General features: G+C 67.7%; 18 protein-coding genes and 1 pseudogene. 7 read left to right on the top strand and 12 right to left on the bottom strand.

Annotated elements, in window-relative coordinates; all coding sequences use genetic code 11:
- Positions 1-8: 8 nt before the first annotated feature.
- Positions 9-779: an IclR family transcriptional regulator C-terminal domain-containing protein gene (locus tag FFI87_RS23410; protein ID WP_012366056.1), complete on the bottom strand. Its 771-nt coding sequence runs from the start codon at positions 777-779 to the stop codon at positions 9-11.
- Positions 780-936: 157 nt separating this feature from the next.
- On the opposite strand from FFI87_RS23410, the gene FFI87_RS23405 reads away from it, so the two are divergent.
- Together FFI87_RS23405 and FFI87_RS23400 are read left to right on the top strand one after the other, a co-directional pair.
- Complete coding sequence (locus tag FFI87_RS23405; RefSeq protein ID WP_012366057.1) at positions 937-1,170, top strand: AbrB/MazE/SpoVT family DNA-binding domain-containing protein; 234 nt, start codon at positions 937-939, stop codon at positions 1,168-1,170.
- On the top strand, positions 1,157-1,570 hold the full coding sequence (locus tag FFI87_RS23400) for a PIN domain-containing protein (RefSeq protein ID WP_138848850.1): 414 nt from the start codon (positions 1,157-1,159) through the stop codon (positions 1,568-1,570). The genes FFI87_RS23405 and FFI87_RS23400 overlap by 14 nt, the downstream gene beginning before the upstream one ends.
- A 215-nt stretch (positions 1,571-1,785) precedes the next feature.
- On the opposite strand, the gene FFI87_RS23395 is transcribed toward FFI87_RS23400, so the two are convergent.
- Together FFI87_RS23395 and shiA are read right to left on the bottom strand one after the other, a co-directional pair.
- Positions 1,786-3,087 carry a UDP-N-acetylglucosamine 1-carboxyvinyltransferase gene (locus FFI87_RS23395; RefSeq protein ID WP_138848851.1) on the bottom strand — a complete coding sequence of 434 codons (1,302 nt, stop codon included), beginning with the start codon at positions 3,085-3,087 and terminating at the stop codon, positions 1,786-1,788.
- Between the two features lie 210 nt (positions 3,088-3,297).
- Positions 3,298-4,605: a shikimate transporter gene (gene shiA, locus FFI87_RS23390; protein WP_138848852.1), complete on the bottom strand. Its 1,308-nt coding sequence runs from the start codon at positions 4,603-4,605 to the stop codon at positions 3,298-3,300.
- A 353-nt stretch (positions 4,606-4,958) separates the two neighbouring features.
- On the opposite strand from shiA, the gene FFI87_RS23380 reads away from it, so the two are divergent.
- Complete coding sequence (locus tag FFI87_RS23380) at positions 4,959-6,086, top strand: 4-hydroxyphenylpyruvate dioxygenase family protein (protein WP_012366060.1); 1,128 nt, start codon at positions 4,959-4,961, stop codon at positions 6,084-6,086.
- Positions 6,087-6,234: 148 nt separating this feature from the next.
- Here the strand turns inward: FFI87_RS23380 and FFI87_RS23375 are convergent, their stop codons facing one another.
- From FFI87_RS23375 to FFI87_RS23360, 4 genes and pseudogenes are all read right to left on the bottom strand, one after another.
- Positions 6,235-7,569, bottom strand: coding sequence for a type II toxin-antitoxin system HipA family toxin (locus FFI87_RS23375; protein ID WP_138848853.1), 1,335 nt, complete (start codon positions 7,567-7,569; stop codon positions 6,235-6,237).
- A 2-nt stretch (positions 7,570-7,571) separates the two neighbouring features.
- Positions 7,572-8,009 carry a helix-turn-helix domain-containing protein gene (locus FFI87_RS23370; RefSeq protein ID WP_138848854.1) on the bottom strand — a complete coding sequence of 146 codons (438 nt, stop codon included), beginning with the start codon at positions 8,007-8,009 and terminating at the stop codon, positions 7,572-7,574.
- A gap of 142 nt (positions 8,010-8,151) precedes the next feature.
- Positions 8,152-8,367, bottom strand: a pseudogene (locus tag FFI87_RS23365) (alpha/beta hydrolase fold domain-containing protein); the annotation flags it as partial.
- Between the two features lie 67 nt (positions 8,368-8,434).
- A complete protein-coding gene (locus tag FFI87_RS23360) occupies positions 8,435-9,100 on the bottom strand; it encodes a cation diffusion facilitator family transporter (RefSeq protein WP_138848855.1) in 666 nt (221 codons plus the stop codon).
- Positions 9,101-9,463: 363 nt separating this feature from the next.
- Here FFI87_RS23360 and FFI87_RS23355 point away from each other — a divergent pair, with 363 nt between their 5' ends.
- Positions 9,464-10,453, top strand: coding sequence for a zinc-dependent alcohol dehydrogenase family protein (locus FFI87_RS23355; RefSeq protein ID WP_138848856.1), 990 nt, complete (start codon positions 9,464-9,466; stop codon positions 10,451-10,453).
- A gap of 27 nt (positions 10,454-10,480) precedes the next feature.
- Here FFI87_RS23355 and fnr read toward each other — a convergent pair whose 3' ends face one another.
- Positions 10,481-11,254: a fumarate/nitrate reduction transcriptional regulator Fnr gene (gene fnr, locus FFI87_RS23350; protein WP_012366065.1), complete on the bottom strand. Its 774-nt coding sequence runs from the start codon at positions 11,252-11,254 to the stop codon at positions 10,481-10,483.
- A gap of 419 nt (positions 11,255-11,673) precedes the next feature.
- On the opposite strand from fnr, the gene FFI87_RS23345 reads away from it, so the two are divergent.
- Positions 11,674-12,144 (top strand): universal stress protein, encoded by a 471-nt coding sequence (locus FFI87_RS23345; RefSeq protein WP_138848857.1) that lies wholly within the window; start codon positions 11,674-11,676, stop codon positions 12,142-12,144.
- Between the two features lie 51 nt (positions 12,145-12,195).
- On the opposite strand, the gene FFI87_RS23340 is transcribed toward FFI87_RS23345, so the two are convergent.
- The 4 genes from FFI87_RS23340 to FFI87_RS23325 form a co-directional block, all read right to left on the bottom strand.
- Positions 12,196-13,029, bottom strand: coding sequence for a universal stress protein (locus FFI87_RS23340; protein ID WP_138848858.1), 834 nt, complete (start codon positions 13,027-13,029; stop codon positions 12,196-12,198).
- Positions 13,026-13,529, bottom strand: a complete 504-nt coding sequence (locus FFI87_RS23335; protein ID WP_138848859.1) for a universal stress protein — start codon at positions 13,527-13,529, stop codon at positions 13,026-13,028. Before FFI87_RS23335 ends, FFI87_RS23340 begins: the two co-directional genes overlap by 4 nt.
- A gap of 69 nt (positions 13,530-13,598) precedes the next feature.
- Positions 13,599-14,798, bottom strand: a complete 1,200-nt coding sequence (locus FFI87_RS23330) for an acetate/propionate family kinase (protein ID WP_138848860.1) — start codon at positions 14,796-14,798, stop codon at positions 13,599-13,601.
- Between the two features lie 8 nt (positions 14,799-14,806).
- Entirely contained in the window at positions 14,807-15,646 is an 840-nt protein-coding gene (locus FFI87_RS23325) for a universal stress protein (protein ID WP_138848861.1), read from the bottom strand.
- Positions 15,647-15,836: 190 nt separating this feature from the next.
- Here FFI87_RS23325 and FFI87_RS23320 point away from each other — a divergent pair, with 190 nt between their 5' ends.
- Entirely contained in the window at positions 15,837-16,376 is a 540-nt protein-coding gene (locus FFI87_RS23320) for a hypothetical protein (RefSeq protein ID WP_138848862.1), read from the top strand.
- Complete coding sequence (locus tag FFI87_RS23315; protein WP_138848863.1) at positions 16,366-17,112, top strand: beta-ketoacyl-ACP reductase; 747 nt, start codon at positions 16,366-16,368, stop codon at positions 17,110-17,112. The genes FFI87_RS23320 and FFI87_RS23315 overlap by 11 nt, the downstream gene beginning before the upstream one ends.
- Positions 17,113-17,140: the final 28 nt, after the last annotated feature.

The following is a 17,140-nucleotide window of genomic DNA, read 5'->3' as shown; positions in this document are numbered from 1 at the left end:
CCCAATCCCTACAGCACGTTGAGCATCGCGAGCGCGGCTTCCTGCAGATGCGGCAGCACGCGCCGCACGGCCGCATCCGTTGATTCCGTGCCGATCGGCATGTTCGTGCTCAGCGCGGCGACGACTTCGCCGTGACGGTTCTTCAACGGCACCGCGACGCCGCGCACGCCGACCTGCAGTTGCTGCTCGATGACCGCGAAGCCCGCGTCGCGCGCGTGGTCGACCTGTTCGAGCAGTCGTGCCTTGTTGGTGATCGTGTGCGGCGTGAACGGCGCGAGTTCGGCGTCGGCGAGCCACGCGCGGACGGCCTCCCGATCCGGATGATGCGCAAGCAGCACCACTCCGGGCGACGTCAGCGGCGCCGGCACGCGTGCGCCGAGCACGAAGCCGGTCGTCATCACGCGCGACACGCCGTTGCGGGCAATGAACACGAGTTCCCAGCCATCGAGCACGCTCACGTACGCCGACTCGTTCAGCGACGCGCTCAGTTGCTGCAGATAGGGCTGGACCGTGCGCGGCAGCCGCGCCGAATCGAAGTACGACCAGCCGACCCGCAGCACGCGCGGCGTGAGGCCGTACAGCTTGCCATCGGTGTACACGTAGCCGAGCGATTCGAGCGTCAGCAGGTAGCGCCGCGCGGCCGTGCGCGTGAGCCCGGTGCGGGCGGCGGCCTGGGTTGGCGTCATCCGCGCGTGCTGGCTGTCGAACGCTTCCAGGATCGCCAGGCCTTTTTCGAGGCCGGCGATCCAGTCGCGTCGGTCGAGGTCCGTTTTTTTCATCGGCGGGGGCAAAGGTGGGCGCGCGGTATTCGCGCAGATTTGGGCGATTATCGCGCGAAGTGCGGGGCGGCGCGACGTGCCGCGTTCTCCATTTGGCTAGCTGGGCGAACTTGCGGCAAGGATATACAATCATCTATGTATATCCATGGAGGTTAATATGCAGGTTGCAAAGTGGGGCAATAGCCTGGCGGTCCGCCTGCCGGCCAGCGTGGTCGATGCACTCGAGCTCCGCGAGGGAGACGACATCGAAATCGTGGTTGACAGCCCCCGCGTTTTCGCGGTGAGCCGCAAGCCGCGGCCCGACGAACTTCTGCAGCGGTTGAGGCGTTTCCGGGGCAAGCTGCCCGCTGACTTCAAGTTCAGCCGGGACGACGCAAATGAGCGGGATTGAGCCGGCGAAATCGTTCGTCGACAGCAATGTCGTGCTTTATCTGCTGTCCGAGGACGAGACCAAGGCGAATCGTGCGGAGGCGCTGTTCCTTCGGCGGCCGACCATCAGCGTTCAGGTACTCAACGAAGTTGCCAGCGTTTGCAGCCACAAATTGCGCATGCCGTGGAGCGACATAGGGCAGTTTCTGGAGCCGATCAGGAGTTTGTGCCAGGTCGTCCCGATCACGGTGGACACGCATGACCTGGCGCGAAGGCTGGCGGAGCGGCACGGTTTCTCTTTCTACGACGCGTGCATCGTGGCAACCGCTTCGATCGAGGGCTGCGAATACCTGTACACGGAGGACATGCACGACGGCTTGCGCGTGGAGGGTGGTCCGGTGTTGCGAAATCCGTTTGCCTGAGCGCCGACGATTTCGGGCACGCTGCGGAGTCATCCCGGGCGACGAAGGGGGCCGTTCGGTGTGGTCGCCTCGATCAGGCCAGCATGAGCGATGTCGCTGGCGGCGAAACGGAAGGAGGGCGGGGAGCGGCCGCGCGTCGATGCCGCCGCTCAAACATGAAAATCAGGCGAACCGGATGCGGCGCGACCACTACGCGCGCCGCATCCGTACCAACCTTACTCGCCGCTCGTCCACTCGACGTTCGCACCGACCGAACGCAGGTTTTCGACGAAGTGCGGGTGCGCGCGGCGGATCGGCAGCGCGTTCATGATTTCCGAGCGGCCTTCGATGCTCGCGGCCACCATCAGCAGCGCGATCGCGACGCGGATGATGTACGGGCTCTCGACGCGCGCCGGCGTCAGTTGCAGCCCGCCGAACGTGATCAGCCGGTGCGGATCCGACAGCAGCACGTGCGCGCCGAACTTCGACAGTTCGCCGGACCAGCCGAGCGCGCCGTCGTAGACCTTGTTCCAGAACATCGCGCTGCCTTCCGCGCGCACGCCGAGCGCGATGAAGATTGGCAGCAGGTCGACCGGCACGTACGGCCACGGCGCGGCTTCGACCTTGGTCAGGATGTTCTGCGTGAACGGCCGGCGCACGCGCAGCGGGCCGTCGCGTTCCGCGCGGGACCAGCCGTCGCGGTGCGTGACGGTCACGCCGAATTTCGCGAACGTGCGGTCGATCAGCGGGAAATGCTCCGGCGACGAGTTGCGCACGGTGATGTCGCCGCCCGTGATCGCGCCGAGCGCGAGGAACGTCGCGATTTCGTGGAAATCCTCGGCGAAGCGGAATTCGCCGCCGCCGAGCTTGCCGCCGCCCGCCACGCACAGACGCGACGTGCCGATGCCCTCGATCGAAACGCCGATCATCGCGAGGAACTGGCAGAACTCCTGCACGTGCGGCTCGGACGCCGCATTCATCAGCGTCGACGTGCCGCTTGCTGCAGTCGCGCACAGCGCGAAGTTTTCGGTGGTGGTGACCGACGCGTAGTCGAACCAGTGATGGTTGGCCGTCAGCGGGCCGTCGGCACGGACGATCAGCGAATCGGGCGTGCGCTCGATATGCGCGCCGAAGCGCTCGAACACCTCGACGTGCGGATCGATCTCGCGCACGCCGAGCGTGCAGCCTTTCACGTCGTTCTCGAGGCGCGCGACGCCGAAGCGCGCGAGCAGCGGCGGAATCAGCATGATCGACGAGCGCATCGCCTCGGGCAGGCGGTGAATGGCCGGGTCGAACGTCGTGTTGCGATGGTGGAGCTCGAGGATGCCCGTCGTGAAATCGACCGACACGTCGCTGCCGAGCGTGCGGAAGATGTCGAGGATCTTGCGCACGTCGGTGATGTCCGGCACGCCGACGAGGCGCAGCGGCTGATCGGTCAACAGGCTCGCGCACAGAATCGGCAGGACGGCGTTCTTGTTCGCGGACGGCTGGATGTCCCCGCGCAGCGGAGTGCCGCCGTGGACGATGAGATTCGACATGATATGGGGGCGTATCGGTGACTGACGTAGGCCCATATGATGCCATTGGTCGGCGCGCGGCGTGGAATGTTCAGCGGGGAAAAGGAGCTTCTGCGTGCGGGATTGACCGTGTTTGACGTTGGGCGTGCGCGGGTTGCGCCCGACTGCCGGCAGACGGAAGCCGGTGCGAAATGGCCGGCCGCGTAGCGGGCCGGCCATGCGGTCATTGCGTCATTGCGCCGCCCGCATCCGCGCGGCGACCACCAGCGAGATCAGGCAGCCCACCGCGAGATAAGCGGCGACGAAGTGCCACGAACCGCCGGCCATGCTGACCAGCGCCACCGCGATGAACGGCGTGAACCCGCCGCCGACCACACTCGCGAACTGATAGCCGACGCCCGCGCCGCTGTAGCGGTATTCCGCGCCGAACAGCTCGGTGAAGAGCGGCTGCTGGACGCTCACGACCAAGTCGTGCGCGGCATTGGCCAACAGGATCGAGAACACGACGATCCACGCGATCGAGCGCGACTCCAGCGCGACGAAGAACGGCACCGCCGACACGAGGCCGATCACCGCGCCGATGAGGTAGATGCGGCGCAGGCCGAAGCGGTCGGCGAGCCATGCGAAGCACGGGATCGTCACGCAGCTCACCGCGCCGACCAGCAGGCCGATGTTCAGGAACAGGTCGCGCGACAGGCCCAGGTTCGACGTCGAATAGCTGAGCGCGAATGCCGTGACGATATACATCGTGAACAGCTCGGCGAGCCGCAGCGCGACGATCAGCAGGAATGCCTTCGGATGGCGCGTCAGCGCTTCGAGCACCGGCAGGCGCAGCTTGCGGTTGCCGTGCTCGACCTTCTCGACGAACTCCTGCGACTCGTCCATGCTCTTGCGGACCCACAGCCCGATCAGCACCAGCACGATGCTGAACACGAACGGCAGGCGCCAGCCCCACGACTTGAACGCGGCCTCGCCGAGCGTATGGCTGAGGATCGACACGATCCCCGTCGCCAGCACGAGCCCGACGCCGTAGCCGACCTGCACGCCGCTGCTGTAGAACGCCTTCTTCTGCTTCGGCGCGCTCTCGACTGCCATCAGCGCCGCGCCGCCCCATTCGCCGCCCACCGCGAAGCCCTGGATCGCACGCATCAGCACCAGCAGCACGGGCGCCCACCAGCCGATCGTCGCGAAACCCGGCAGCAGGCCGATCGCGACGGTCGACAGCCCCATCAGCATCACGGTCAGCACGAGCATCCGCTTGCGGCCGAGCCGGTCGCCGAAATGGCCGAACACGACCCCGCCGAGCGGACGGAACAGGAAGCCGACGCCGAAGGTCGCGAACGCCGCGAGCGTGCCCATGGTCGGGCTGATCTTCGGGAAGAATTCCGAATTGAATACGAGCGCGGCGACGATCCCGTACAGCAGGAAGTCGTACCAGTCGACGACGGCGCCGACAAAGCTGCCGATTGCGGCCTTGCGGGCCTGGCTGCGCGCGCGGGCGCCGGCGGCGGCGTCGAGGGTGTCGAAGGTTGGGGTCATGGCGAAGTCTCCTGGCACGGCGCATCGTGGAATCGTGGCGGCGCCGCGTCCGATGCTGCATTAAGTCGATGGGGTGAGCGGAGAATAGGGTGCGCGCGCTGTCACGGCAATTAGCCGATCGGTCAAAATGCGCGATTATCGTTCTATTCTGTGCGATTATCGAACGCTTTTCGGGTTTGCACTAGGCGAGGCACCGATATCCCGTTTGGCCAGGGTGTGCCGCCGTGAACGAACTGGTTAAAATCTGGACCATCAAAACGTCGCCCGGATCGGGCGGATGTCCGGCCCTCGCATCGGCCGGGCGTGCCGCGCGAACCGGGCGTCATCCCCATCGACCGCCCCCGGAGACTGGAATGCCCGGCAATCCCCACCCCCTGTCCAGCGATACGCCGCCCGTCGCCGATCCGGCCGCCAATCCGCTCGGGATGGCCGGACTCGAATTCGTCGAATTCGCGGCGCCGGTGCCGGACGCGCTCGCGCAACGCTTCGAGCAGCTCGGGTTCAAGGCGATCGCGCGCCATGTGAGCAAGAACGTCACGCTGTACCGGCAAGGGCAGATGCAATTCCTGATCAACGCCGAGCCAGAATCGTTCGCGGCGCGCTATGCGGAGGAATACGGGATGGGCGTCTGCGCGATCGGGCTGCGCGTGGCGAGCGCGCGGCGCGCGTTCGAGCGGGCGATCGAGCTGGGCGCGTGGGCGTTCGAGGGCGAGCGGATCGGAGTCGGCGAGCTGAAGATTCCCGCGATCCAGGGGATCGGCGATTCGCACCTTTATTTCGTCGACCGCTGGCGTGGGCGGGACGGCCAGCGCGGCGGCGTCGGCGACATCTCGATCTTCGACATCGATTTCCGGCCGATCGACATCGCGACTGCCCATACCGATCACGATTGCGTGGGCACGGGCCTGCAGCAAGTCGACCACTTCACGCAGACGGTCGGCGCGGGGCGCATGCGCGAATGGCTCGACTTCTACCATGACCTGCTGCACTTCCGCGAAATCCATGAAATCGATGCGCACTGGCATGTATCGGAAGAATCGCGCGTGATGGTGTCGCCGTGCGGCGCGGTGCGGATTCCCGTGTACGAGGAAGGCACGCGGCGCACCGAGCTGATGCACGCGTATCTGCCGGACCATCCCGGCGAAGGCGTCCAGCACGTTGCGCTGTCGACCGACGACATCCTGGCGAGCGTCGATGCGCTGCGCGCGAACGGCGTCGAATTCATCGAGCCGCCGGCGCGCTATTACGACGAAGTCGATGCGCGGCTGCCCGGGCACGGCGTCGATCTCGACGCGCTGCGCCGCCGCGCGGTGCTGGTCGACGGCGAAATCGGCAGCGATGGCGTGCCGCGGCTGTTCTTCCAGACCTTCGTCAAGCGCCGGCCCGGCGAGATCTTCTTCGAGATCGTGCAGCGGCAAGGGCACCACGGATTCGGGGAAGGGAACCTCGCGGCGCTGGCCCGCGCCCGCGACGCGGGCTGAACGGCTGAACGGCCGAGGGGCGTGTCGGTAGCCGCGATCGCGGGGTCAGCCGCGGCTCGACCTCAACCCCCCACCGCCGACACGCAGTTCGGCGCCGGGTCGTCCAGGTGGACGACCTGCCAACGTAGCGCAGCCGCGCCCGCACCGCCTAGTCGGCGGCGCCGAGCTTGCGCGCCTGGCGGCGCATCCCGTCGAAGATCGCATCGGCCACGTCTGCCGGGAATTCCGCGGGAATGCGCGACGCGACGTCGGCGATCGCCGGTTCGGTGCGGGCGGCCACGCCGGCCATCGCCACGCGGACCTCGTCTTCGGTCAGACCGACACGCGCGCCTTGCGCGATCCAGTGGCGCGGCTGGATGTCGCCGATCACGTAATGGCGATTCTTCCCGCATACGGCCATGGCCAGCCGCGCGCGTCGCGGCGGCAGCTGGTTGCGTCGCGTGCCGATGATTGGATGCGCGGACAGCACGTCGTACAGCGGCGTGCTCCGATACGTGTTGCCGGGCAGATGCGCGATGCTGAAATTCTTCGCATGGCCGTCGATGGCTGCGAGTACCCAGAACACGAGCTGCGTGATGAAGAAGTTGTTCCGGTCCTGCGCGGCCTCGGCGGAATTCGCGAGGATGCCCATGATCGTCGCGATGCCCGGGCCGCCGTCGGATTCGTATTTCGCGCCCGACGGCGTGCCGGTCGCCTGGCACATGTCCTCCTGCGGCAGCCGCAGGATCCACGTGCCGTCGCGCGACGGGCGGCGGTCGAAGCGCTCGACGATCAGCGCCTTCTGGTCGTCGAACCGGCCGATGTCGCACGCGGCCACCGGCAGCCCGTATGCGGCGACGATCTTCGAGCACAGCCATTCGTTCTCGACCGACGTGCGCATGTCGGCCTGCATGTTCCCGACGCGTCCCAGCGGCAGCTTGAAGATATGCGTGGTGGGCGTGCTGCCCGCCGGCAGCAGCCAGCGGTTGCCGTGGCGCAGCAGCGCGGTCTTTTCCTGCGCGCCGGCGATCGACAGACGCAATTCGCCGTCCGGTTCCGCATGGCCGGGCAGCGGCGCGGCGGTTGCGTGGCGCAGCACGTCGGCGACGGCTGCGTCGTCAAGCGCGGTGCCGGCGATCGCCTGCAGGTCGACCGGCGTCTCGTCGGGCGGCAGCAACTGCAGCGCACCGACGCAATCGCGGCCGATCGACGCGAGCAGTTCGAACGGCGCCGTCGAGCCGAGCCGGTAGCGCTGCGCGATGCGGCGGCGGATCGGCTGGCTGTCCGGCAGCAGATTGTCGAAGTAGTCGGCGACGATCGCGCCCTGGTGCGGCTGGTTGCCGGGCGTGAACGGCAGGGACAGCGACAGCGGACGCCCCTGCGGATCGTCGATCCACGCCGGCAGGTAGACGAGGCGCTCGACGCCGCGCCGGACTTCCCAGTATCCGACCGGGATGCCGTTCATCCACAGGTCGAGGCGGTCGTGGCGGGGGCGGCGGGCCATCGTCACCAGTCCTCCCGCTTGGGGTTGCGGGGCTTGCCGGGTGTCGCCGCGGCAGGTCGTTTCCGCGTGGCGGCGAAGGGCGCCTTCGCGGCGGCCGGCGGGCGGACTGGTTTATCGGATAAGGCGGCCGAGCCGGACGAACCTGACTTGCGACCGCGCGCGGCCGCAGCACGCCTGGACACAGGCGTGGGCGCGGCGACGTCCGGCGTCGCCACGTCGTCCGGCGTGCCCGGATCCAGCGTCAGGTGCACCCCGAGCACGTTCAGCACCTTGAAAAACCGTTCGATGCTGACCGCGGACGGATTGGCTTCGAGCTGCGCATACGACTGCTGCGTGACGCCGAGGCGGGCGGCGAGTTGCGCCTGCGTGAACCCCGCCGACTTCCGGAAGCCGACGAGGATCGGGCGCAACTGGCTCAAGGTCTGGACAGGGAATGCCATGGGCTCTCCGCGATATGACAGGCGATCGCTTGTAATCGAAAAATACAGTCTATGGTATGTATCGTCAAAATACAAACCCGAGACTGTATTTCAGAAAAACAAACGATAGCCTGTCAGGCGGAAACTGACGGATCGATGCAACGCCGAGCGATGCGTAGGACGGATGCTTGGTCGCGCAGTCGACAACCGGATACAGCAGCAATTGGTGCGCGATCGCGATGCCCGACCCGCGCAACTGCAGCGCGGCGACCGCGGCCAGGTTGCCGCCCGCGCTGTCGCCGGCCACGGCGGTCGCGCCGTTGCGCGCACCGAGATCGCGCTCACTGGCGGCAGCCCAGCGCACGGCGTTGCACGCGTTTCGTACGCCATCGAAGGCGGGGTTCGAATGCTTCAGCTCATCGCCCGGGAAGAGACGGCGAACCTCGTCACGACCCGCGCGTCGAACGGTTCGCCCACGCCGCCAATGCCGGCCATTGCGCGCCACCGCGGCGGATGAATCCCGCGCCCGTACGGATCACGATCGCGCCGATCGCAAACGCGGCGAGATCGTCGAGACGGCCGAGGCCGACCCACGCCGCGCACATCGCCATCGCCGCCAGCAACGCGGACAGCGCGTCGGTGCGCACATGCCAGCCGCTCGCCTCGAGCAGCGCGGAGCCGGTTTCGCGCGCCTTGCGCAGCATCCAGCGCGACAGCGCGGCCTTGCCGGTCAGCGTGACGACGACGAGCGCGAGCGTCAGCGCGCCGGGCTGCACGACCGGCGGCGCATCGAACCGGTTTGCCGCGTGCCAGATCATCTGCACGCCTGTGGCGACGAGCAGCGCGCCGAGGCCTGCCAGCGCGAGCGGTTCGTAGGTCGGGCGCCGCTCGGGCGGCAGCCGCGCGTCGAGCCGGCACGCGACGAGGATCAGCGCGTCGGCCGCGAGATCGATCGCCGCATGCGCGACGTCCGCAAGCAGGCCGGACGAATGCGCGGACCACGCCGCGACCGCTTCGGCCGCGAGCAACAGCAGGTTGATCGCGAGACTGGCGGCGAGGGCGCGGGAGGTGGCCGCATAAACGTAGGGCGTGGCGCGCGCGGTGCGCTGCATGGCGGATTCGTCTGTCGAAAGCGTGAGCAGCCTCGAACGCTACCGGTCGACGATGGCAGATACGTGACAGCAGCGGCTGAAGCTCCGCAAGGAATCGTGCCGATGTGATCGGTTGGTTCCTGCACGGCGCGCCGCGTCGGAAGCGCATCGAAGCGTGCCGGCGCGCACTACGGGGCGTCGTTGCCGACCGTGGCATCCGGCCTCGTCCGTAGCGGCCTGCCGTACACCTTCGCGAGCGTCGCACCGCCCGCCGGCCGTTGACCCACATCAAGCGCCCGTCACCGGGTCGTGCGGACGCAATGCGCGACGAGTAGCCTTGAAATACGAAGCGCGCGAACACGATCGCGCGGTGGGGAGACGAGCATGCTCGCGATGATGTTTGACGGCACGACACCGCATTTGCGCGAAGCGCGCATGCCGGGTCCGTCGCCCGCTGCCGGTCAGCTCCTGATCGACGTCCATGCGTGCGGCGTCTGCCGAACCGATCTGCACGTCGTCGACGGCGAACTCGCGCATCCGAAGCTGCCGCTGATTCCGGGGCACGAAATCGTCGGAACGGTGCGCGCGCTCGGCGAGGGCGTGACGGGTTTCTCCGTCGGCGACCGGGTGGGCGTACCGTGGCTCGGCTCGACCTGCGGGCATTGCGCGTATTGCACATCGGGCCGCGAAAACCTGTGCGACAGCCCGGGCTTCACCGGCTATACGATCGACGGTGGCTATGCCGAGCGCACCGTCGCCGACCATCGGTATTGCGTGCATCTGCCGCGGCGCTATTCCGACCTGGAAGCCGCTCCGCTACTGTGCGCCGGGCTGATCGGTTATCGAACCTTGCGCATGGCGGGCGACGCTCGCCGGATCGGAATCTACGGCTTCGGCGCCGCGGCCCATCTCGTCGCCCAGGTCGCGCATCGCGAAGGACGCAAGGTGTTTGCGTTCACGAAGCCCGGCGACACCGTGGCGCAGCAGCTCGCGCTATCGCTGGGCGCCGCGTGGGCCGGCGGCAGCGACGAAGCGCCGCCCGAGCCGCTCGATGCCGCGCTGATCTTCGCGCCGGTCGGTGCGCTGGTGCCGGCCGCGCTGCGGGCGGTCGACAAGGGCGGGATCGTCGTATGCGGCGGCATTCACATGAGCGACATCCCGGCCTTTCCGTACGCGTGGCTGTGGGGTGAGCGCCGTATCGCGTCGGTGGCCAACCTGACGCGTGCGGATGCAGTCGAATTCATGCGGATCGCGGACGCGATGCCGCTGCAGGTCGAGGCCGTGCGCTATGCGCTGACCGATGCCAACCGCGCACTCGACGACTTGCGCAGCGGGCGCGTGTCGGGCGCCGCCGTGCTGGGCATGCGCGGTTGATCTCCTCGACGGAGCCAGGCGGCGCGATCAGATTTGCCGCAGGCCTTCCAGGTCGACGATCCGGATCTGCTTGCCCTGCGTCGCGACGAGCCCCTTGTGCTGGAACTTCGACAGCATGCGGCTGACCGTTTCGAGCTTCATCCCGAGATATTCGCCGATCTCGTCACGCGTCATCCGCAGCACGAATTCCGCGGCCGAATAGCCGCGCGCCTTGAAGCGCGCGGAAAGATTCAGCAGGAACGCGGCCACGCGCTGTTCGGCGGTCATCGTGCCGAGCAGCAGCATCTGCGACGATTCGCGCACGATCTCGCCGCCCATCATCTGATACACGTGATGCTGCATCGGCCGCACTTCGCGGCACATCTGCTCGAGCTGGCCGAACGGAATGATGCAGACGGTACTGTCCTCGAGCGCGATCGCGTCGCCGTTGTGGTGCCCGGTGTGCACGCCATCGAGCCCGAGCGACTCGCCGACGAGCTGGAAGCCGGTGATCTGTTCGTTGCCGTCGCGATGCATCACGATGGTCTTGAACGACCCGGTTCGCACCGCATAGATGCTGTTGAACGCGTCGCCTGCACGAAACAGCGTTTCGCCGCGCTTGACGTGGCGCGTCGTGCAGATCATCGCGTCGACGCGCGCGAAATCGTCAGGCGAGAGATCGGATGGCATGCAGACGGTACGCAATGCGCACGTCGAACAGCGGGCCGCGGCGCGCTTGGGCTGATCGGCCGGCTGGACCGCGTGCAGCGGGATGAACGGGCGTGACGGCATGGTCGTCGAGACTTCGGCACTGCTCTGCATGGTCGGCTCCAGTTGGGGCAGCGGCGGCTCGCCGTCGGGCGGAATCGCGCTGGCCGTTGTACCGGCGGCCTTGGTGTCTGCCGCCTTCCTCTCGGGAAAGCCTCATCGGACGCGCAGGAAAGACCGATACGCCGGTCTCGACGATGCTGCTGCCCTGGCTCCGTGAGGCACGTTTGCTTTTCGGAATGCAGTATGGATGTTGCGCGCCGTCAAGAAAATCAGCGGGAATTGAAGTTGCGGTAGGTGAAAGGGAAGTCTTGTAGGGAGATTCCTACAGGGGCGCGGCAACTTGTCGCGATCGGCGCTGGCAAGCGCCGGACGCGGATGGCGAGCGTTGACCGGTCTCAAGGCAACGGTGCCCGTCAGGATCAGACTGGCTCGATGAACCCATCGAACCCGCACGGCAGCAGGGAGGCAACATGTACCAAAGGATCCTCGTGGCACTCGACGGCAGCCACGGCGCGCGGCTCGCGCTCGACGAGGCGATTTCGCTCGCGCGCCATTCGGGCGGCCGGGTCATCGCCACGTGCGTGGTATCGGACGCGCTGCGGCCGGCCGGCGTCGACCATGGCGATATCGATCAGCGCGACTCGACCGGACTGGACGCGAAAAACGCCGCGACCGCGATCTCGGACGCGGAAGCCGCGTTTCGGCGGTCCGGCGTACACGGCATCGCGCGCGCGATCGATGCGTGTGGAGTGGACATTTCGGACGTGCTGGCGCGCGCCGCCGCCGAATGCGATGCGGACCTGATCGTGATGGGCACGCATGGTCGTCGCGGGCTGCGCCGGGCGTTGCTCGGCAGCGTCGCCGAATCGCTGGTGCGCATCGCGGATCGGCCGGTGCTGGTCGTGCGGGAAGGGCCGGGCGGGTGCGCCGGCGTGTTGTGACGGTCGTGACAGGAAGCGGGCAGCCGCAAGCGGCGGCCCGCTTTCACGCGCTCAGTGGGACAGCAGGACCGGCACCGTCATCGTCTCGAGGATCGTGCGCGTCGCGCCGCCGAGCACGCGTTCGTGCATGCGGGCATGGCTGTACAGGCCCATCACCAGCAGATCCGCATGCACGTCGGTCACCCGGTTCAGCAGCGTCGCGCCCACGCTCACCGATCGCTCGCGCGACGTGGTGGAGAACGACGCGCGAATGCCGTGCCGTTCGAGATACGCGGCGACATCGACGCCGGCCGGCGTTTCGTCCGGATCGGGATGCCCACGGGTGACCGTTTCGACGTGGACGAAGCGCGCGCGGGCGAGCAGCGGCAGCGCGTCGGCCGTCGCGCGGGCGGCCTCGCGTCCGCCGTCCCAGCCGATCAGCACGTTCTCGCCGAGCGTTCTCACGTCGCCCGCGTACGGGACGACGATCGCCGGCCGGCCGCTGCCCATCACGACATCCTCGACGAAATGGCGCGCCACGTAGGTCATGCGGTCGTCGGGATCTTCCTGACCCAGGATCAGCAGATCGGCGTGGCGGGCATGCAGGATCGCGGCAGCGGTCACGTCGCCGGCCGGCGCCTGCCATTCGACGCTGCGTCCGGCGCGCTCGGCGGCCATCAGGAATCGTTCTTCGGCATCCTTGCGTCGCTGCTCGCACAGGCGTTCGTAGACGGCCAGCTTGAGCGGCTCGTCCGGCCGCCGCAACGGCTCGAAGAGATCCTGACAGACCGCGTAGAGGCCGATCAGGTGCGCATTCCAGCGTCCCGCGAGTTCGAGCGCGAGGTTGACGCGCGCCTTGCAGCGGTCGCTGTCGTCGAGATGGACGAGCAGGGTCTTGTAGCTCATGACGGCTCCTTTTCGGTTGATGCGGCGGCGGTCCCGGCGGTTGCTCCGGTTGTGCAACGCGCCGGAATCATCAGCACCGGACACGTGGCATGGCGCAGCACGCGTTCGGCCACGCTGCCCAGCACGAGGCGGCGAAAGCCGCGCCGGCCGTGCGTGCCGAGCACGATCAGGTCGGCATCGATCTCGCCGGCGAAGCCGACGATCCGTTGCGCGACGTCTTCGCCGGCCGGCGCGACATTGGCGATCTGCGGCGTGCCGGCCACGTCGCGCGCCTTCATGCGTGTTGCCGCGTCCGCCGTGACGCGCAGCCCTTCCTCGCGGAATGCATCGATCAGGATCGATGGATCGTATCCGGCCGCGTCGTACGCCGGCACCAGGAAATCGACGACGTAGACGGGCGTCAGCCGTGCACGGGTCTGCGACGCGAGGTCCAGCGCGGCGTCGAGTGCGCGCGACGACGTATCGCTGCCGTCGAGCGCAACCAGAATGTTCGAGTACATGACGTTTCTCTCGAGCGGATGTCGATGGAATCATCATCGGCGCACGCGTGCGGGTCGCGCTGATCTGGATCAACCGTCGCGGTTGCCGCGCAGCACGCGCACCGCGGCGCGCGCCGCGATCCAGGCTTCGTTGGTCGGCTCGACGACCACCGTGACCGCGCTCGACGCAGACGACACGACATGGGCATGCGCGGCATTCGCGCGCGCGTCGAGCGCGATGCCGAGCCAGCCGAGCGACGTGCAGATCCGCTCGCGCAACACCGCCGAGTGTTCGCCGATGCCGGCGGTGAAGACCAGCATGTCGAGACCGCCGAGCAACGCGGTCAGCGCACCCGCTTCACGCACGATGCGATGGGCGTAGAGCGCCAGCGCATCGCGAGCCAGCGTGTCGCCGGCCGCTTCGCACGCCAGCAGCACACGCGGATCGCCCGATGCGCCCGACACGCCTTTGAGCCCCGATTCGTGATACAGCAGGTGCCCCAGCTCGTCGCCCGACAGCTTCCCGGCCTCGAGCAGGTGGAGGACGACACCCGGATCGAGCGTCCCGCAGCGGGTGCTCATCATCAAGCCGTCGAGCGCGGAGAAACCCATGGTCGTCGCGACGCTGCGGCAGTCGCGCAGCGCGCACAGGCTCGCGCCGCTGCCGAGATGGGCGGCGATCACGCGACCGTGCGCGCGCGAGCCGAACGACTCGTCGAGCGCGACGGCGAGATATTCGTACGACAGTCCATGGAAGCCGTAGCGACGCACGCCCCGGTCGAACCATGCATGCGGCAACGGCAGCAGTTGCTCGACACGGGGCAGCGTGCAATGAAACGCCGTGTCGAACACCGCGATTTGCGCGACGTCCGGAAACGCGTCGCGCAGCGCGTCGATCGCGTCCAGGCTGTGCGGCTGATGCAGGGGCGCGAGCGGCGTCAGCGTGCGCAGCGCGTCCAATACTTCGTCGTCGACGACCACCGGATCCACGTACCGCGCGCCGCCGTGCACGACGCGATGCGCGATCGCGCCGAGCGTGACGTGCGGCAACTGCACGCGGATCCACGTCGCGATCCGCGCGAGGACGGCGCGGTACGGATCGCCCGCGACGAGCGGCAGCGAATCGTGCGGCTCCGCATCGAAGCGGATCGACGCGCCGTCGCCGGTTGTGACCGCCTCACCGTCGTGCAGCGGCCGCCGCGCGGGATCGCCGTGCGGCGGATACGCAAAGACCGCGAACTTCACGCTTGACGAACCGGCATTGACGACGAGCAGCGCGAGCGTACGCATCGGACGGCTCAGTGCGACATCAGCACCGGCAGCGTCATCGACGCCAGCACCGTGCGCGTGGCGCCGCCCATCACCAGCTCGCGCCAGCGCGCGTGGCCGTAGGCGCCCATCACGAGCAGGTCGGAACCCGTTTCATAAGCGCGCGACAGCAACGTGTCGCCGACCGACGAACCGTCACCGGTATCGATATCGAGCACGTTCACGTCGCGTGCATGGCGCGCGAGCATCAGCGCGGCATCGGCGGCCGGAATCCGCGTGGCCGCGGCTTCGGAAGCGCCGTCGACCACGGCGGCGACAGTCGTGCGCTTCGCATGTTCGAGAAAGGGAGTCGCGTCGTGCGCGGCGCGGGTCGCTTCCCGGCCGCCGTCCCACGCGACGAACACCCGTTCGCCGATCGACGGGAATTCGCCGGTGTACGGCCAGAACAGCACCGGACGGCCCGCCGACAACACGAGATTTTCCGCAAACTGGTCGTCGATATAGGTCTCGGGGTCGTTGGGGTCGCTCTGGCCGGCAATCACGAGATCGGCAAGGCGTGCGGCCCGCGGCACGGCCAGGTTCGCGCGCTCGTCGGCACGTATCCAGGCTGCCGGCACTTTCGCGCGCGCCGTTTCCGCATGGAACAGCCGCTCCAGCGCGGCGCGCCGTTCGTCGCGCTGTTCGCGGTGCTCGCGGAAATAATCGGCCGACCCGGCCATCACGTAGAACGAATGCGGCTCCGGCGTGTAGACCGCGAACAGGCCGGTCAGATGCGCACCGAAGCGCCGGGCGACGCGCAATGCGAACTCGAGGCGCGAATGCGCGCGGGTGCTCGTATCGAGGTGCACGACCATGCTCTTGTAGCTCATCGGAATCGCTCCATCGACGGGTGATCCGCCAGTGCAAACCAGTCTACGAAGCAGGGTTTTCGCGGGCTTGACTCAGATCAACGGCACTCGTGCGCCGTGGCCGCACAGTGAAACGGTCGCGATGCCGATCCCGGGCACGCGGCATGCGGCGTGATGCCGACCCATTGACCGGATCGAAAGAGGGAAGCCGATGAGCACGTACGCTTTGACGACACCGAACGACGTTTGCCGCGCGGGCTGCGATCTCGCGCTGCGGATGGTCGAGCTGAACAGCGACTGGCAGCACGAATGGCATGCGCTGGCAGGGCGGCGCATCGAGCGGGACCGCTCGGCGGTGCACCAGCTGCAGCAGACGCTGGCGGACACGAACGAGTGGACGGCCTTCGGCGAGGCAACCCGGCAGGTGATGCGCGACTACGCGATCGCGAGCATCGCGATCTGGCAGGATGCCACCGAGCTTTGCATGCGTGCGCAGTACGAGAGCGCGGGCGTATGGCGTACCTGGTTGCGCGAATACGGTGCGGGTGCGCTGTCGCGTTTTCAGACCGACTGGCTGCCCGATCTGGGACGACTGGCGGTGGTGAACGAGGCCAGCATGCCGTGGGCGGACTGGATGACGTCATTGGAGCACGGGATCGAGGACGCGGCCGGTGCGAGTAACGGTGCGCCGGGTGGTCCCCGGCGCCTGAACGGCATGACCGGCGCACGGGAGAATGGCAATGTGCGCTGATCGCGTCGCATTCGTCACGGGCGGCATGGGCGGCCTCGGCGCCGCGATCAGCCGCCGCCTGCACGAGGCCGGCATGACCGTTGCGGTGTCGCATACGGAAGGCAACGACCACGTCGCGACGTGGCTCACGCACGAACGCGAAGCGGGGCGCACGTTCCATGCGTTCGAGGTCGACATCGCCGACTACGATTCGTGCCAGCAGTGCGCGGCACGCGTGCTCGCCGAATTCGGGCACGTCGACGTGCTCGTCAACAACGCCGGCGTCACGCACGACGCCACCTTCGTGAAGATGACCAAGAGCATGTGGGATGCGGTGCTGCGCACCAATCTCGACGGCATCTTCAACATGACGAAGCCATTCGCGCCGGGCATGATCGCAGCCGGTTTCGGGCGCATCGTGAACATCGGCTCGGTGAACGGTTCGCGCGGCGCATACGGGCAAGCCAACTACGCGGCCGCGAAGGCCGGGATCCATGGCTTCACGAAGGCGCTGGCGCTCGAGCTCGCGCACCACGGTGTGACGGTCAACACGGTCGCACCCGGTTACCTGGCGACCGCGATGCTCGAGTCGGTGCCGAAAGAGGTGCTCGATACGAAGATCCTGCCGCAGATACCGGTCGGCCGCCTCGGCGATCCCGACGAAATCGCGGCGCTCGTCGCCTTCCTGTGTTCCGACGCGGGGGCGTTCGCGACCGGCGCGGAATTCGACGTCAATGGCGGGATGCACATGCGTTGAGGTCGTCCTATGCCACTCCCGCCATACG

Origin of the sequence: Burkholderia sp. KBS0801, from assembly GCF_005937855.2 — a bacterium.
In the GTDB taxonomy this organism is placed as follows: Bacteria; Pseudomonadota; Gammaproteobacteria; order Burkholderiales; family Burkholderiaceae; genus Burkholderia; species Burkholderia ambifaria.
This window is presented reverse-complemented; position numbering and strand designations above follow the sequence as displayed.

Bases quoted from the DNA above. Each gene is read 5' to 3' on its own strand.
- FFI87_RS23410 (WP_012366056.1), bottom strand. From the start codon at position 779: ATGAAAAAAACGGACCTCGACCGACGCGACTGGATCGCCGGCCTCGAA.
- FFI87_RS23315 (WP_138848863.1), top strand. From the start codon at position 16,366: ATGTGCGCTGATCGCGTCGCATTCGTCACGGGCGGCATGGGCGGCCTC.
- FFI87_RS23330 (WP_138848860.1), bottom strand. From the start codon at position 14,798: ATGCGTACGCTCGCGCTGCTCGTCGTCAATGCCGGTTCGTCAAGCGTG.
- FFI87_RS23345 (WP_138848857.1), top strand. From the start codon at position 11,674: ATGTACCAAAGGATCCTCGTGGCACTCGACGGCAGCCACGGCGCGCGG.
- FFI87_RS23375 (WP_138848853.1), bottom strand. From the start codon at position 7,569: ATGGCCCGCCGCCCCCGCCACGACCGCCTCGACCTGTGGATGAACGGC.
- FFI87_RS23320 (WP_138848862.1), top strand. From the start codon at position 15,837: ATGAGCACGTACGCTTTGACGACACCGAACGACGTTTGCCGCGCGGGC.
- FFI87_RS23405 (WP_012366057.1), top strand. From the start codon at position 937: ATGCAGGTTGCAAAGTGGGGCAATAGCCTGGCGGTCCGCCTGCCGGCC.
- FFI87_RS23340 (WP_138848858.1), bottom strand. From the start codon at position 13,029: ATGAGCTACAAGACCCTGCTCGTCCATCTCGACGACAGCGACCGCTGC.
- shiA (WP_138848852.1), bottom strand. From the start codon at position 4,605: ATGACCCCAACCTTCGACACCCTCGACGCCGCCGCCGGCGCCCGCGCG.
- FFI87_RS23335 (WP_138848859.1), bottom strand. From the start codon at position 13,529: ATGTACTCGAACATTCTGGTTGCGCTCGACGGCAGCGATACGTCGTCG.
- FFI87_RS23360 (WP_138848855.1), bottom strand. From the start codon at position 9,100: ATGCAGCGCACCGCGCGCGCCACGCCCTACGTTTATGCGGCCACCTCC.
- FFI87_RS23355 (WP_138848856.1), top strand. From the start codon at position 9,464: ATGCTCGCGATGATGTTTGACGGCACGACACCGCATTTGCGCGAAGCG.
- FFI87_RS23395 (WP_138848851.1), bottom strand. From the start codon at position 3,087: ATGTCGAATCTCATCGTCCACGGCGGCACTCCGCTGCGCGGGGACATC.
- FFI87_RS23400 (WP_138848850.1), top strand. From the start codon at position 1,157: ATGAGCGGGATTGAGCCGGCGAAATCGTTCGTCGACAGCAATGTCGTG.
- FFI87_RS23370 (WP_138848854.1), bottom strand. From the start codon at position 8,009: ATGGCATTCCCTGTCCAGACCTTGAGCCAGTTGCGCCCGATCCTCGTC.
- fnr (WP_012366065.1), bottom strand. From the start codon at position 11,254: ATGCAGAGCAGTGCCGAAGTCTCGACGACCATGCCGTCACGCCCGTTC.
- FFI87_RS23325 (WP_138848861.1), bottom strand. From the start codon at position 15,646: ATGAGCTACAAGAGCATGGTCGTGCACCTCGATACGAGCACCCGCGCG.
- FFI87_RS23380 (WP_012366060.1), top strand. From the start codon at position 4,959: ATGCCCGGCAATCCCCACCCCCTGTCCAGCGATACGCCGCCCGTCGCC.